The organism is Streptomyces sp. NPDC058812 (assembly GCF_042744565.1).
Classification (GTDB): Bacteria; Actinomycetota; Actinomycetes; order Streptomycetales; family Streptomycetaceae; genus Streptomyces; species Streptomyces thinghirensis.
The window spans coordinates 50,736-64,531 of the sequence record NZ_JBHYOB010000005.1; the positions used below are offsets into that span (position 1 = coordinate 50,736).

The window sequence follows — 13,796 nt, forward strand, 5'->3', positions numbered from 1 at the left end:
GGCATGCCGGCCTACTCGTCCCGGCCGGGCGTCCCGTACGCGTCACTCGGCCGGGCCCCGCCCTCGGGCCGGTCCGCGCCGGTGCTGAAGGAGATCCAGACATCCGGTGGCAGGTCCGGGCGGTGGGGCACCGGCCTGCGCTCCTCGGCCCATGCCTCACCCGCGATCTCGGCGGCGACGTGGCGCCAGAAACGCGCCGCGGCCGGGTTGGCGTCCTGGAAGGCGACTTCCCACCGCCCCGGGTGCCTGGCCACGATCTCCTGGACGGCCCGCAGCCCGATCCCTCTCCTGCGCCCCCCGCGGACGACGAAGAAGCTGTTCAGCACGCGGACCCGGCCGGTCAGGTTGCGCACGAACGCGAAACCGGCGGGGCGGTTTCCACTCGTCAACAGGTACGGCGCCCAGTCGGCGTCGGTGAAGGCCGCCCGGAGCCGATCGGCGCGGAAGGTTCCGTCCGGGTCGGGCAGCAGGCCGTCCGTCTCCGACATGTCATGGCGGAACATCAGCCACAACCGTTCCACTGTGGGACGGTCGGCAGCGGTCGCGGGGCGTACAACGACTGGCATGGGACTCCTTCGCGGTGACTGATCGGCCGGCGGGCGGCCGTACCCGCGTCAGCGGTGGCCGGCGGCGGCGAAAATCCTCCAGGGCATGAAAAAAGCCTCCCCGGCGGATACGTGTCCGAGCCCGGGAAGGCGTCACTTCTCTGATGATCTTAACAGGCGCGGTCACTCGCGAGCGACGACCACGAGGCCCTGGCGCAGGACCGGAGGTTCGACGGCCGAAGTGGCGAGCGTGAAGAGCGGGGAGGGGGACGTCTCGGGGGCCACCAGATGGGCGACGGCCGAGGCAGCGGGGCGGTGCCAGCCGTCGTGGTGGCGGAGCATGGCGTGGTCGCCGTTCTCCACGATCAGCATGCCGGCCCGGGCACCGGCGGTGCGGGCGCGGGCGACGTACGCGGCGGATTCCCCGGGACCGGTGATCCGGTCACGGCTGCCGTGCACCCTCACTTCCCCGTCGACGGCGCCTACCGCATGCGGCTGCCACTGCCGGCCGACTGCCTCGACCCGACCGTACGACTCGACCGGCCCGGAGCCCGGCCGTTCACCGCGACAGTCCGAGGCGTCCGGCGCGAGCCGACCGGGGCACTGCTGCGCCTCGCACTGCGGCACCCCTTCTCGACCCTCGCGGTGTCGGCCGGTATCCGCAGGCACGGCATCCGCCTCTACCTGCGCGGTCTGCCCGTCCAGGCGGCCTCGTACGGCCCCGGCCCGATGACGGCCCCGGCCTGGACCGGGGCCGCCGTACGGGCCGTCGGTCTGGGCTTCGAGGCGGTCGGGGACGCCCAGCTGGCCCGGTTCAAGGCGGACCCGGCCAACCGGGGCCGCATCATGGACCGCGGCCTGTGGAGCTGGGCCCGCCACCCCAACTACTTCGGTGACCTCCTCGTCTGGTGGGGCCTCTTCCTGATCGCATGGCCGGCCGCCCCGGCTGGGCGGAGTACGCGGCACGCACCAGCGGCTTCTTCCCGCGCCCGCCGCGCCGGAACCCGTAGAGGGTCTCTGGAGGGTGGGGGCCCACGCGGGCCCCCACCCGGTTCACGCCGGCATGTTCAGCAGCGCCATCGGCGTGGTGGTCGGCTGCTCCGAGCCACCCGCCGGCTCCACGGTGATGCCGACGCCCGCCGCGCCGTCCACGTCACCCTCCATCAGCACCGCCTGGCTGCCGCGACCGGGGTCCATCAGGCCCGCCGACCGCATCGTGCCGTGGTCGTCGAACCAGAGCTGGTAGACCTTGCCGGCCGGCGGCTCGGCCATGCCCGAGGCCAGGAACACGGCGCGGTCCTGACGGTCGGAGACGACCAGCGTCCCGCTCGCCCCGCCGCCCAGGCGCACGGTGCGCGAGGCGGCGTCGGGCGCGGCCAGCACCCCGGCCAGTTCCTCGGCCTGCTGCTGTGCCCGCGCGGCCCGGTTCCCGGCGTCCTGCGCCCGTTCGTACTGCCACACCGCCGTGCCGCCGAGCCCGGCCGCCGCGGCCACACACGCCGCCAGCGCCCACCGGGCCAGGCCACGCCCCCGGGGCACGACGCGACGCGCCCGCTCCACGGTCCCGCCGCCCGGCGGCACCTGGCGCACGGTGGTGATGCGGTGCAGCACCCGGTCCTTGAGCACGGGACCGGGCGAGACCGTGGCGGCCAGCCCCAGCCGCGCCGCCGCGGCGGCGAACTCCAGGCTCTCCTGCTCGCAGGAGCCGCAGCCCGTCAGATGGCGTTCGAAGGCCGCCCGCTCGTCGTCGGGCAACGCGTGCAGGGCATAGGCGCCCGTCAGGCTGTGCAGGTCCTCGGCGCGCATCACGCGCTCACCCCCAGGCAGTCACGGAGCCGGATGAGACCGTCGCGCAGTCGCGTCTTGACGGTGCCGAGCGGCAGCGCGAGCGCCTCGGCGACCTGCCGGTAGGTCAGGCCGCGGTAGTAGGCCAGGGTGACGGACTGGCGCTGGATCTCGGTCAGGGTGCGCAGACAGCGCCGCACCTGCTCCCGTTCCAGCCGTGTCTCCACCTGTTCGGTCACTTCGTCGTACTCGGGCGTACGGTCGAGCAGTGCGGCCTTGTGGTCGCGGGCCGCCGCCGCCTCCACCGAACGCACCCGGTCCACGGCCCGCCGGTGGGCCAGGGTCAGGATCCAGTTGACCACCGTGCCGCGCTCGGGCCGGTAGCGGGGCGCCGTGCGCCACACCTCCACCAGCACCTCCTGTGCGACCTCCTCCGACTGCGCCTGGTCCCGCAGCACCGCCCGGGCGACCCCGAGAACGGGCCCCGCCACGGCGTCGTAGACCGCGGCGAAGGAGTCCTGATCGCCCAGGGCCACCTCATGGATGAGCTTTTGCAGATCTGGCTGGGCCGATGGATTTCTGCCGATGTGCACGGCTTCCTTCACGACGGTTTCTCCAAAAGAACGCGACGGGCGGGGATGTCCCCACGTAATCCGAGGCCGCGTGGCCCGCGGATTGGTCGGGATGCCGCCCGGAGGCGCCGGTGTCCTCGCCCGTGGGCCGGGCACGGTGTCCCTTACGACGCGTCGGCTCCCCACCCTCCCATGCGGGCCGTCGCACCGGCCGTCCGTTCCCGGCCCCGACGGCCGGTGCTCCCCGCCGACTGTTGCCTGACCTGCCGTATTACCAGTTGTTTGCGGTCCGGCCCCGGGGCAACCCGGATGCGGATACCGGACCGCTGTACTGGAGGCGCCATGGTGCTCACCCGTGGGAGAACCGCCCGTTCCGCCGCCGCTGCCGTGCTGGCCGCGACGGCTCTGGCGGTGAGCGGCTGCGGTGGGGACGACAGTTTCGAACCGCAGGACTGGCACGCGCCCGGCCAGAACGCGAGCGTCGGCCCCGTCCTGATCCGCTACGCCCACGTGGCGGAGCCCAAGGGAAACCCGTGGCAGCCCGGTGCCGACGTGCCGGCCTACGTCTGGCTCATGAACGAGGGCGACAAGGCCGACCGGCTGGTGGGCGCGAGCAGCCCCAACGCCGAGTCGGTGAGCATCGTGGACGCGGACGGCAAGACCCTGCCGGACGGGGTGGAACTGCCGCCGAACAAGTTGCGGCAACTGGAGCCGACCAACGACCACCTGCTCCTGCGCGACGTACGCGAGGTCGTCCGCGGCGGTGACTTCATGAAGATCACCCTGAACTTCGAGAGGGCGGGCTCCGTCACCTTCAACATCCAATCGCAGGTCCCCGTCTACGACTCCAGCCCTTCCCCCAGCGAGTGAGCCCGCCCGTGCCCCCAGGGTCTGGTACGGAGTAGGCTGATGCCGTTCGCGTTCGATCAGGACCGAGAAGACCAGGACGAAAGGGAGGTGAGGTCGATGACCGTGCTCGAAGCCGCGCTTCGCGGTGCCCGGGTCTCCCTCGCGTCCCGGGCCATGGCCTGACCCAGTCGAACGCAACCCCGGAAACGGATCCTCACACCGTCATGACCCACACCTGGAACACGCGCGCCGAGACCGGCGCCGACGTCCCCGTCATCCGTGACATCGTCCGCACCGCCTTTCCCACGCCGGAGGAGGCCGCCCTCGTCGACGCCCTGCGCGCCGACCCCGGGGCCTGGATCGACGGCCTGTCCATCGTCGCGGTGGACGACGACGACCGCCCCGTGGGCCACGCCCTGCTGACCCGCTGCCACATCGGGGACAGCCCGGCGCTCTGCCTGGCACCCGTCGCCGTCCGGCCCGATCGGCAGAACGGCGGCGCCGGCGCGGCGGCCGTCCGGGCGGCGCTCGCCGCGGCCGAGCGTCTGGGCGAGCACCATGTCGTCGTCCTCGGGCACCCGGAGTACTACCCGCGGTTCGGCTTCGGCCGGGCCTCCGCCCACGGCATCGGCCTGACCATCGACGTCCCGGACGAGGCGCTCATGGCCCTCACCCTGGACGCCGCCCACCCGCTGCCCGCCGGCACGGTCCGCTACGCGGCACCGTTCGGCATCTGACGGCAGCGGGCCCCCACGCCGTACGGCAGCAGGGCCCACCACGCCGGACGGGCGGCGGGGCTTCCTCCCGCCGCCCGTCGAACTCGGCCCGGGACTCGGCGCCGGTGGCGTGCTCGACACCCGCAGTGCCGCACCGGAGAACGGCCGCGCGGCCTCGCCGTCCTTCGGCACGGACGGCAGCGTCCCCTACATGATCTAGAGGCGGGGGAGCGCCTGGGCCGGTTGATCGCGGTGGCCCGCGGCTGAGACGGGCCGCACACTCCGACGGGGCCGCCCACCGATCGCGGTGGGCGGCCCCGTCGGTGCGCGCGGGTACTGCCTGCCGGCGGTCAGCCGACCGGCGCCGCCGGGCCCTTGCCGGCCGGAACGGCGGCGGCTTCGCCGGACTCCTCGGCGAGGCGCTCCATGCCGCTGGTGGTCTTCAACGGCTTCTCCTTCAGGAACACGACGGCGACCAGCGCCAGCAGCGCGAACGGCGTGGCGACGAGGAACAGGTCGGCCGTGGCGACACCGTAGGCGTGCTCGACGATGGACCGCATCGGGGCGGGCAGCGTGGACATGTCCGGGACGCTGCCCTCGCCCGTGCCCTCACCGCCGGGCACGGTGATGCCCGCGTCGCTGAGCCCCTTGGTCATCTCACTGGCGACCCGGTTGGCGAGGATCGCGCCGAGGACGCTGACGCCGATGGTGCCGCCCATGCTGCGGAAGAAGGACAGCACGGAGGTCGCGGCGCCCAGGTCGGCGGCGGGCACGTCGTTCTGCGCGGCCAGCACCAGATTCTGCATCAGCATGCCGACGCCGACTCCGAGGATCGCCATGTAGAGGCTGAGCAGCCCGAAGTGCGTCTTCGCGTCGATCGTGGCGAGCAGCGCGAGGCCGACGGCCATGAGGGCCGCGCCCGCCACCAGGTACCGCTTCCACTTGCCGGTCCGGCTGATCACCTGCCCGGCGACGGTGGACGACACCAGCAGGCCGAGGATCATGGGCAGGCTCATCAGACCCGCGACGGTCGGCGACTTGCCCAGGGAGACCTGGAAGTACTGCGAGAGGAAGACGGTCCCGCCGAACATGGCGACACCGACCAGGAGGCTGGCGACGGTGGTCAGCGTGACCGTGCGGTTGCGGAAGATGTCGAGCGGGATGACCGGCTCGGGGGTACGGCCTTCGACGAAGACCGCGGCGACCAGCAGCAGCACGCCACCGCCGGCGAGCGCACCGGTCTGCCAGGACGCCCAGTCGAACTCGTTGCCGGCCAGCGTCACCCAGATGAGCAGCGCGCAGACACCGGCGACGATCAGGAAGGCGCCGAGCCAGTCGATGCGCACCTTGCGCGACACGGTGGGCAGCCGCAGCGTGCGCTGCAGCAGCGCGATGGCGAGCAGCGCGAACGGCACGCCGATGAAGAAGCACCAGCGCCAGCCCAGCCACGAGGTGTCCACCAGGACGCCGCCGATCAGCGGACCGGCCACGGTGCCCACGGCGAAGACGGCACCGAAGATGCCGGCGTACTTGCCCAGTTGGCGGGGCGGGATGACGGAGGCCATCACGACCTGTGCGAGGGCGGTCAGACCACCCGCGCCGATGCCCTGCACGACCCGGCTGAAGATCAGCAGCCCGACACCGTGGGAGAAGCCGGCCAGCAGCGAACCGACCACGAACATGGCCAGCGAGAGCTGCAGCAGGAGCTTCTTGTTGAAGAGGTCGGACAGCTTGCCCCACAGGGGCACCGTCGCGGTCATCGCCAGCAGTTCGGCGGTGACGACCCAGGTGTAGGAGGACTGGCTGGCCCCCAGATCGGCGATGATCGTGGGCAGCGCGTTGGAGACGACGGTGCCGGCCAGGATGGCGACGAACATGCCGGCCATCAGGCCGGACATGGCCTGGAGTATCTGCCGTTGGGTCATGGCGGTGGGAGGCGCGTCGGCGGGCGCCTGGGATGCGGTCACAGCATCTCTTTCGGTGGTGGTCTGATGGGTCGCGCGAGCCCGGCGCGGAGGCTACGCGGGAGGTGCCGGGAGACCGGCGGCGAGGAGGGCGAACACCTCGTGGAACACGTCGAGGAAGGCCGCGTCCTCCTGATGGGCGGACCAGTGGTCCATGCTGGTCCGCACCGCGGCGTTCGCCACCGAGGCCAGCAGCCGCGGGTAGAGGCCCGGCGCCGTGCGCCGTTCCCCGCCGCCCCCGAGCCCGGAACCGGGCCGATCGCCGCCCCCGGCGCCGTGGAGGCGTTCGGCGATGGCTTCGGCCAGGTCCGCCTCGGCCGCCATGTGCGCCCCGACGCCGCGTGCCAGGAGGTGCGGTGAGGCATGCAGCACCTCGGCGTGCAGCCGCCACAGCTCGTGGTGCTGCTCCGCCTCGGCGAGCTCGGCCGCCAAGGCTTCGCGCAGGGCTTCCAGCGGGGAGAGACCGGCCGGTGCGTCGAGTACGGCGTGCCGCAGGCGTACACCCGCGTCGACGTCGATGACGACGAAGGCGTCGTCGCGGGTGTCGAAGTAGTTGAAGAAGGTTCGCACCGACACACCGGCCGCGGCGCTGATCGCCTCGACGGTGACCTTCTCCGCTCCGTGTTCGGCGGCGAGGCGTACCGCGGCCTCGGTGAGGGCGGCACGCGTGGCCCGCTTCTTCCGCTCCCGCAGACCGCCTCCCGCGGCACTCTTCTCCGACATAAATTGCATGGTATGCAAAGATGCATGTCGTGCAAAATTAGGCGCCTCGGCCCTCCAGCAGCGCCAGCGTCTCCTCGAACGGGACGGCGCCCTTCGCGGGCCGGTTGCGCGGGAGCCTGGCCAGCACGGCGGCCATGCCGCAGGTGTTGGTCACGCCCGAGAAGACCAGGCCCGCGCCGATCGCGCCGGACAGCCAGTGCCCGGGACGCCAGACGCGGCCCGCCAGGAAGCCGGCGGCGACGAGCGACCCGGCGGCGAGGCGCACCTGCCGGTCCATGGGCCACGGCGTGCGGGCCCCGGCCGGACGCTCGACCGGGTGGCCGGCCGCCGCCCACGCGCCGGTGCCGCCCTGAAGGGTGGCCGCCTCGACGCCGCGCGCCGCCAGCCGCGCGCAGCCCTTGGCGGACCGCGCCCCGGAGGCGCACACGAGCAGCAGCGGCCCGCGTGCCGCGGCCGCCGTCAGGGCGCCCGCGGCCTCGTCGAGCCGCTCCAGCGGAACGTTGTGCGCGCCGGGGAGGTGACCGCCGGCGTACTCGCCGGGGGAGCGGACGTCGACGACGGTGAACTCGCCGAGGCGGTCCACGGTCTGGTCGGTGCTCAGGGTGGTGGCCGGTGCGGTGGGGGTGATCACGGAGGGGGACCTTTCTCGTTGCTGCCCTTGTGCGCGGTAGGATACCCGCGGGGGTATGCGGGCAAGGTGAACTTCGTGGAGGAGCGGGCGTGGAACTCGACATGTCGGCCGACGAACTGAAGTCGGCGCTCAACCGGCTGCGGCGCGCCCAGGGGCAGCTCGCGGGAGTCATCCGGATGATCGAGGAAGGGCGCGACTGCGAAGACGTGGTCACCCAGCTCGCCGCCGTCTCCCGGGCTCTGGACCGGGCCGGTTTCTCGATCATCGCCACGGGTCTGCAGCAGTGCATGACCAGCGACGACCCCGAGGTGCGGGATTCGGCGCAGATGCGGGCCCGGCTGGAGAAGCTCTTCCTCTCCCGGGCCTGACCCGCCGTTCGCTCACAGCACCGCCGTGGCGCCCATCGCCAGGGTGACGGCGAGCAGCACGGCGCCGAAGACGCGCCGCAGCGTGGCCGCGGTTGCCCAGTCCCTCGGTCTCCAGGACGTCGACAAAGAACACGGCGCACTCTCCTTCCGGCATTACCCCCGGGGTATCTCTGTCGTCCCCACCGTGACTGAGATACCCCGGGGGGTATAGGGGCGAGGGTGCGGGCCCGCGGGAGAGCCGCCGCAGAGTCATCCGTCGCGCAGCGCGTCGCGTCGGCGACGGACTCGACGCCCCCGTGCGCGGTGAGCCCACCGTCGACCGGGACCTCCGCGCCGGGACCCCGGTGCGGCCGCAGGCACACGGTGTCGCGGCCCGCCCCCGGGCAGCCCTGGCGCGCCGCCGTCCCGTGCTCCGGTCACGGGACACGAGCAACTCCTGCGTGCAGCAGAGAAGTTGGGGTAAACGGTGCGTCAGCACGGTCGGCACCGGAGTCGGCGCCGGTGACGGCCGTGCTGCTCGTGTCACGCACCGCCCTCCCGGTACGGGGCCCGGCCCCCTGTCAGTGCGGCCGCCATCGACGCCGGGGCACCTCGGCGGTCCACAGGCGCCGTCCGTGCCGAGCCGCGCGGGGACGCCGGACCGGGCCCGCGCTCGGTGGCCGGGCCCGCCCGCACCACGGTGGCCGACCCGCTCTTCCGGGCGGCCCGGGTACGCGGCCGACGCCTGACGGTCGGCGGCCCCCGTTCGGGAACCGACGTGACCCGAACGGCCCTGTCGGGTACCCGACAGGCCTGCGCGGGGTTGGGATGTGCACGGGGCACTCGTGCCCACCCGGCCCGACCGCTGCCCCGACACGGAAAGGACCACCGATGTCCGCCGACACGCAGCAGGCGCCCTCCGGGCTCACGGACGAGGAGCTCGCCGGTCTGGACGCCCACTGGCGCGCCGCGAACTACCTCTCCGTCGGCCAGATCTATCTGATGGCCAATCCCCTGCTGACCGAGCCACTGCGCCCCGAGCACGTCAAGCCCCGGCTGCTCGGCCACTGGGGCACCTCACCCGGTCTCAACCTGATCCACACCCATCTCAACCGGGTGATCAAGGCCCGGGACCTCGACGCCCTGTGCGTCTGGGGCCCCGGTCACGGCGGGCCCGCCGTCCTGGCCAACTCGTGGCTGGAGGGCTCGTACACCGAGACCTACCCGGACATCACCCGGGACGCGAGCGGAATGGGCCGGCTGTTCAAGCAGTTCTCGTTCCCGGGCGGCGTGCCGAGCCATGTCGCGCCCGAGACGCCGGGCTCCATCCACGAGGGCGGCGAGCTGGGCTACTCGCTCTCGCACGCCTACGGCGCCGCCTTCGACCACCCCGGCCTGGTGGTCGCCTGCGTGATCGGCGACGGCGAGGCGGAGACCGGCCCGCTGGCGACGTCCTGGCACTCCAACAAGTTCCTCGACCCCGTGAACGACGGCGCCGTCCTGCCGATCCTGCACCTCAACGGCTACAAGATCGCCAACCCGACGGTGCTCGCCCGCCTCCCCGAGGCCGAACTCGACGAACTCCTGCGCGGCTACGGCCACGACCCGATCCACGTCACCGGCGACGAACCGGCCGCCGTCCACCGCACGATGGCCCACGCCATGGACACCGCCCTCGACCGCGTCGCCGCCGTCCAGCGCGCCGCCCGTGAGGGGGGCGCGGGCGACCGTCCCCGCTGGCCGGTGATCGTGCTGCGCACCCCCAAGGGCTGGACCGGCCCGGCCGAGGTCGACGGCCTGCCCGTGGAGAACACCTGGCGCGCCCACCAGGTGCCCCTGTCCGCCGTACGGACCAATCCGGAGCACCTCGCGCAGCTGGAGCAGTGGCTGCGCTCCTACCGGCCCGAGGAACTGTTCGACGAGGCCGGGGCACCGCGGCCCGCGGTCCTCGCCGCCGTCCCGGAGGGGGCACGCCGACTGGGCGCCACCCCCTTCGCCAACGGCGGACTCCTGCTGCGCGAGCTGCCCCTGCCGCCACTGGAGAAGTACGCCGTCCCCGTCGATAAACCCGGCGCGAGCATGCACGAACCCACCCAGGTCCTGGGCGATCTGCTGGCGGACGTCATGGCCGCCACCGCCGACCGGCGCGACTTCCGTCTCGTCGGCCCCGACGAGACCGCCTCCAACCGCCTCCAGGCCGTCTACGCCGCCAGCGGCAAGGCATGGCAGGAACGCACGCTGCCCGTCGACCAGAACCTCGACCGGCACGGCCGCGTGATGGAGATCCTCTCCGAACACACCTGCCAGGGCTGGCTGGAGGGCTACCTCCTCACCGGCCGGCACGGCCTCTTCTCCTGCTACGAGGCCTTCGTCCACATCGTCGACTCGATGGTCAACCAGCACGTCAAATGGCTGCGCGTGACCCGCCGCCTGCCCTGGCGCGCCCCCATCGCCTCCCTCAACTACCTGCTCACCTCCCATGTGTGGCGCCAGGACCACAACGGCTTCTCCCACCAGGACCCCGGCTTCGTCGACCACATTCTCAACAAGAGCCCCGAGGCCGTACGGGTCTACCTGCCGCCGGACGCCAACACCCTGCTCTCCGTCGCCGACCACGCCCTGCGCAGCCGCGACTACGTCAACGTGATCGTCGCCGGCAAGCAGCCCTGCTTCGACTGGCTGTCCATGGAACAGGCGAGGACGCACTGCGCGCGCGGCGCCGGGATCTGGGACTGGGCCGGCACCGAGGACGGCAGCCGCGATCCCGACGTGGTGCTCGCCTGCGCGGGCGACGTCCCGACCCAGGAGGTACTGGCCGCCGCCCAGCTCCTCCGCCGCCACCTGCCGGAACTCGCCGTACGGGTGGTCAACGTCGTCGACATCGCCCGGCTGCTGCCCAGCGAGGAACACCCGCACGGCATGAGCGACTTCGAGTACGACGGCCTGTTCACCGCCGACAAGCCGGTCATCTTCGCCTACCACGGATACCCCTGGCTGATCCACCGCCTCGCCTACCGGCGCACCGGCCACGCGCATCTGCACGTGCGCGGCTACAAGGAGATCGGGACCACGACCACACCCTTCGACATGGTCGTCGGCAACGACATGGACCGCTACCGCCTCGTCATGGACGTCATCGACCGCGTACCCGGTCTCGCCGTGCGCGCGGCGGCCGTACGGCAGCGGATGGAGGACACCAGGCTGCGCCACCACGACTGGATCCGCGAACACGGAGTGGACCTGCCCGAGGTCGCCGACTGGTCCTGGGAGGGCTCGCAGTGACGGTGACGCCCACGACCTGGGACTACGACCACTACGACCCCGCTCAGGAGCGGCTGCGCGAGTCGCTGTGCACGCTCGGCAACGGCTACTTCGCCACCCGGGGCGCGCTGCCCGAGTGCGTCGCGGACGACGTGCACTACCCGGGCACCTACGCGGCCGGCTGCTACAACCGGCTCACCTCCACCGTCGCCGGACGCGACGTAGAGAACGAGGACGTGGTCAACCTCCCGAACTGGCTGCCGCTGCGCTTCCGGGTCGCCGGAGGGGACTGGCTCACGCCGGACACCGCCGAGGTCCTCGACCACCGCCAGACCGTGCACCTGGACTCCGGCGTACTGGAGCGCCGCACCCACTTCGGGCTCGGCGGGGGACGCGTGCTGTCCGTGCGCCAGCTCCGCCTGGTGCACATGGCCGATCCCCACCTGGCCGCGATGCGCACTCAGTTCACGATCGACGCGGGCACGGCGGACCTCGACGTTGAGGCGGCCCTCGACGGCGGTGTCACCAACGGCGGGGTGCCGCGCTACCGGGACCTGGAGGGCCGCCACCTGACCCACGTGCACACCGGCAGCGCCGACGACGGCACGGTGTGGCTGCGCTGCCGCACCCGCACCTCGGACATCCGGGTCGGCCTGGCGGCCCGCACGACGGCCGACGCGCCGGTCACACCGGCACGGGAACACCTGCGGGTCACCCAGCGCACGACCCTGCGTGCGAAGCCGGGCCGCACCGTCACCGTCGACAAGATCGTGGCCCTGCACACCTCGCGCGACCCGGCGATCAGCGACCCGCTGCAGGCCGCCGTCGACCGGGTGGCCGCCGCCCCCGGCTTCGACGAACTGCTGGTGTCGCACCGGACGGCCTGGGGCCAGCTGTGGCGCCGCGCGGAACTCGACGTACCCGGCGAGGCGGGCAGCATCCTGCGCCTGCACCTCTTCCACGTGCTGCAGACCCTCTCCCCGCACACCGCCGACCTCGACGTGGGCGTGCCGGCCCGCGGACTGCACGGCGAGGCGTACCGGGGACACGTCTTCTGGGACGAGCTGTTCGTCCTGCCCTACCTCAACCTGCACTTCCCCGAGGTGTCCCGGGCCCTGCTCCACTACCGGCACCGCCGCCTGGAACGGGCCCGCGCCGCGGCCCGCGCGATCGGCAGGCGCGGCGCGCTGTACCCGTGGCAGAGCGGCAGCGACGGACGCGAGGAGACCCAGCAGCTCCACCTCAACCCGCACTCGGGCCGCTGGCTGCCGGACCACTCGCACCTCCAGCACCATGTGGGGTCGGCGATCGCGTACAACGTGTGGCAGTACTGCGAGGCGAGCGGCGACGAGGAGTTCCTGCACACCAAGGGCGCCGAGATGCTGCTGCAGATCGCGCGCTTCTGGGCGGACTCCGCCACCTGGGACGAGCACCTGGGGAGGCACCGCATCAGGGGCGTCGTCGGCCCCGACGAGTACCACGAGGCCTACCCCGGCGCCGTGCAACCGGGCCTCGACGACAACGCGTACACCAACGTCACCGCCGCCTGGGTCCTGACCCGCACCCTGGAGGTCCTGGCGGACCTGCCCGAGCCCCGCCGCCGCGAACTCGTCGAGCGCACCGCCCTGGACGACGGCGAACTCGAACAGTGGGAGGACGTCTCCCGCACCCTCCACGTCCCCTTCCACGAGGGCGTCGTCAGTCAGTTCGACGGGTACGGCGACCTGGCCGAACTCGACTGGGAGGGCCTGCGCGAGCGGCACGGCGACATCCGGCGCCTCGACCGCGTCCTGGAGGCCGAGGACGACAGCGTCAACAACTACCAGGCGTCCAAGCAGGCCGACGTACTGATGCTGGGCTACCTCTTCTCCCCGGCCGAACTCCGCTCGCTCTTCGAGCGGTTGGGATACCGCCTGGACGACGAGACATGGCAGCGCACCGTCGACTACTACCTGGCCCGCACCAGCCACGGCTCCACCCTCAGCGGGCTCGTCCACGGCTGGATCCTGGCCCGGGCCCGCCGCGCCGAGGCCTGGACGTTCTGCCAGGAGGCACTCAAGGGCGACGTCGCCGACCTCCAGGGCGGCACCACCGGCGAGGGCATCCACCTCGGCGCCATGGCGGGCACCCTGGACCTCGTCCAGCGCGGCCTGACCGGACTGGAGACCCGCGCGGGCGCCCTGTGGCTGGACCCGGTGCCGCTGCCGGAGCTGTCGTCGTACGGGTTCTCCATCCGCTACCTGGGCCACTGGGGCGTACGGCTCCGGCTGGAGCACAGCAGCCTCGAGATCGCCGTGCCGGAGTCCGGCAGCCTGCCGTTCGACGTCCGGCTGCCGGACCGCGCGGTGCGCCTCCAGCCGGGGGACACCTGCCGGCTCGCGCTCCCGGACTGACCGCCCGGAC

12 protein-coding genes and 1 pseudogene are annotated in these 13,796 nt (G+C 72.7%); 6 read left to right on the top strand and 7 right to left on the bottom strand.

The window, feature by feature from the left end:
- Positions 1 to 11: 11 nt before the first annotated feature.
- The gene (locus tag ACFW48_RS12025; RefSeq protein WP_386313190.1) at positions 12 to 566 is read right to left on the bottom strand and encodes a GNAT family N-acetyltransferase; all 555 of its coding nucleotides are present in this window, start codon (positions 564 to 566) and stop codon (positions 12 to 14) included.
- Between the two features lie 162 nt (positions 567 to 728).
- Positions 729 to 1,004 carry a hypothetical protein gene (locus ACFW48_RS12030; protein WP_386313193.1) on the bottom strand — a complete coding sequence of 92 codons (276 nt, stop codon included), beginning with the start codon at positions 1,002 to 1,004 and terminating at the stop codon, positions 729 to 731.
- Between the two features lie 30 nt (positions 1,005 to 1,034).
- Here ACFW48_RS12030 and ACFW48_RS12035 point away from each other — a divergent pair.
- Positions 1,035 to 1,555, top strand: a pseudogene (locus tag ACFW48_RS12035) (DUF1365 family protein).
- 43 nt (positions 1,556 to 1,598) lie between these two features.
- Here ACFW48_RS12035 and ACFW48_RS12040 read toward each other — a convergent pair.
- Positions 1,599 to 2,351, bottom strand: a complete 753-nt coding sequence (locus ACFW48_RS12040) for an anti-sigma factor domain-containing protein (protein WP_386313195.1) — start codon at positions 2,349 to 2,351, stop codon at positions 1,599 to 1,601.
- Positions 2,351 to 2,935, bottom strand: coding sequence for a sigma-70 family RNA polymerase sigma factor (locus ACFW48_RS12045; protein WP_386313197.1), 585 nt, complete (start codon positions 2,933 to 2,935; stop codon positions 2,351 to 2,353). Before ACFW48_RS12045 ends, ACFW48_RS12040 begins: the two co-directional genes overlap by 1 nt.
- A 309-nt stretch (positions 2,936 to 3,244) precedes the next feature.
- Here ACFW48_RS12045 and ACFW48_RS12050 point away from each other — a divergent pair, with 309 nt between their 5' ends.
- Together ACFW48_RS12050 and ACFW48_RS12055 are read left to right on the top strand one after the other, a co-directional pair.
- On the top strand, positions 3,245 to 3,772 hold the full coding sequence (locus ACFW48_RS12050; RefSeq protein WP_386313200.1) for a copper chaperone PCu(A)C: 528 nt from the start codon (positions 3,245 to 3,247) through the stop codon (positions 3,770 to 3,772).
- Positions 3,773 to 3,975: 203 nt separating this feature from the next.
- A complete protein-coding gene (locus ACFW48_RS12055; protein WP_386313203.1) occupies positions 3,976 to 4,488 on the top strand; it encodes a GNAT family N-acetyltransferase in 513 nt (170 codons plus the stop codon).
- Positions 4,489 to 4,817: 329 nt separating this feature from the next.
- Here ACFW48_RS12055 and ACFW48_RS12060 read toward each other — a convergent pair whose 3' ends face one another.
- The 3 genes from ACFW48_RS12060 to ACFW48_RS12070 form a co-directional block, all read right to left on the bottom strand.
- On the bottom strand, positions 4,818 to 6,392 hold the full coding sequence (locus tag ACFW48_RS12060; protein ID WP_386313955.1) for an MDR family MFS transporter: 1,575 nt from the start codon (positions 6,390 to 6,392) through the stop codon (positions 4,818 to 4,820).
- 93 nt (positions 6,393 to 6,485) lie between these two features.
- Positions 6,486 to 7,163: a TetR family transcriptional regulator gene (locus tag ACFW48_RS12065; RefSeq protein ID WP_386313205.1), complete on the bottom strand. Its 678-nt coding sequence runs from the start codon at positions 7,161 to 7,163 to the stop codon at positions 6,486 to 6,488.
- Positions 7,164 to 7,191: 28 nt separating this feature from the next.
- Positions 7,192 to 7,785: a rhodanese-like domain-containing protein gene (locus ACFW48_RS12070; RefSeq protein WP_386313208.1), complete on the bottom strand. Its 594-nt coding sequence runs from the start codon at positions 7,783 to 7,785 to the stop codon at positions 7,192 to 7,194.
- 89 nt (positions 7,786 to 7,874) lie between these two features.
- On the opposite strand from ACFW48_RS12070, the gene ACFW48_RS12075 reads away from it, so the two are divergent.
- The 3 genes from ACFW48_RS12075 to ACFW48_RS12085 all read left to right on the top strand — a co-directional run bounded on the left by ACFW48_RS12075 (position 7,875) and on the right by ACFW48_RS12085 (position 13,786).
- Positions 7,875 to 8,153 (top strand): metal-sensitive transcriptional regulator, encoded by a 279-nt coding sequence (locus ACFW48_RS12075; protein ID WP_386313211.1) that lies wholly within the window; start codon positions 7,875 to 7,877, stop codon positions 8,151 to 8,153.
- 870 nt (positions 8,154 to 9,023) lie between these two features.
- Positions 9,024 to 11,414, top strand: coding sequence for a phosphoketolase (locus ACFW48_RS12080; RefSeq protein ID WP_386313214.1), 2,391 nt, complete (start codon positions 9,024 to 9,026; stop codon positions 11,412 to 11,414).
- Positions 11,411 to 13,786, top strand: a complete 2,376-nt coding sequence (locus ACFW48_RS12085; RefSeq protein ID WP_386313216.1) for a glycoside hydrolase family 65 protein — start codon at positions 11,411 to 11,413, stop codon at positions 13,784 to 13,786. The genes ACFW48_RS12080 and ACFW48_RS12085 overlap by 4 nt, the downstream gene beginning before the upstream one ends.
- The last annotated feature ends 10 nt before the right edge of the window (positions 13,787 to 13,796 follow it).

Bases quoted from the DNA above. Each gene is read 5' to 3' on its own strand.
- ACFW48_RS12025 (WP_386313190.1), bottom strand. From the start codon at position 566: ATGCCAGTCGTTGTACGCCCCGCGACCGCTGCCGACCGTCCCACAGTG.
- ACFW48_RS12050 (WP_386313200.1), top strand. From the start codon at position 3,245: ATGGTGCTCACCCGTGGGAGAACCGCCCGTTCCGCCGCCGCTGCCGTG.
- ACFW48_RS12065 (WP_386313205.1), bottom strand. From the start codon at position 7,163: ATGCAATTTATGTCGGAGAAGAGTGCCGCGGGAGGCGGTCTGCGGGAG.
- ACFW48_RS12080 (WP_386313214.1), top strand. From the start codon at position 9,024: ATGTCCGCCGACACGCAGCAGGCGCCCTCCGGGCTCACGGACGAGGAG.
- ACFW48_RS12055 (WP_386313203.1), top strand. From the start codon at position 3,976: ATGACCCACACCTGGAACACGCGCGCCGAGACCGGCGCCGACGTCCCC.
- ACFW48_RS12040 (WP_386313195.1), bottom strand. From the start codon at position 2,351: ATGCGCGCCGAGGACCTGCACAGCCTGACGGGCGCCTATGCCCTGCAC.
- ACFW48_RS12060 (WP_386313955.1), bottom strand. From the start codon at position 6,392: ATGACCCAACGGCAGATACTCCAGGCCATGTCCGGCCTGATGGCCGGC.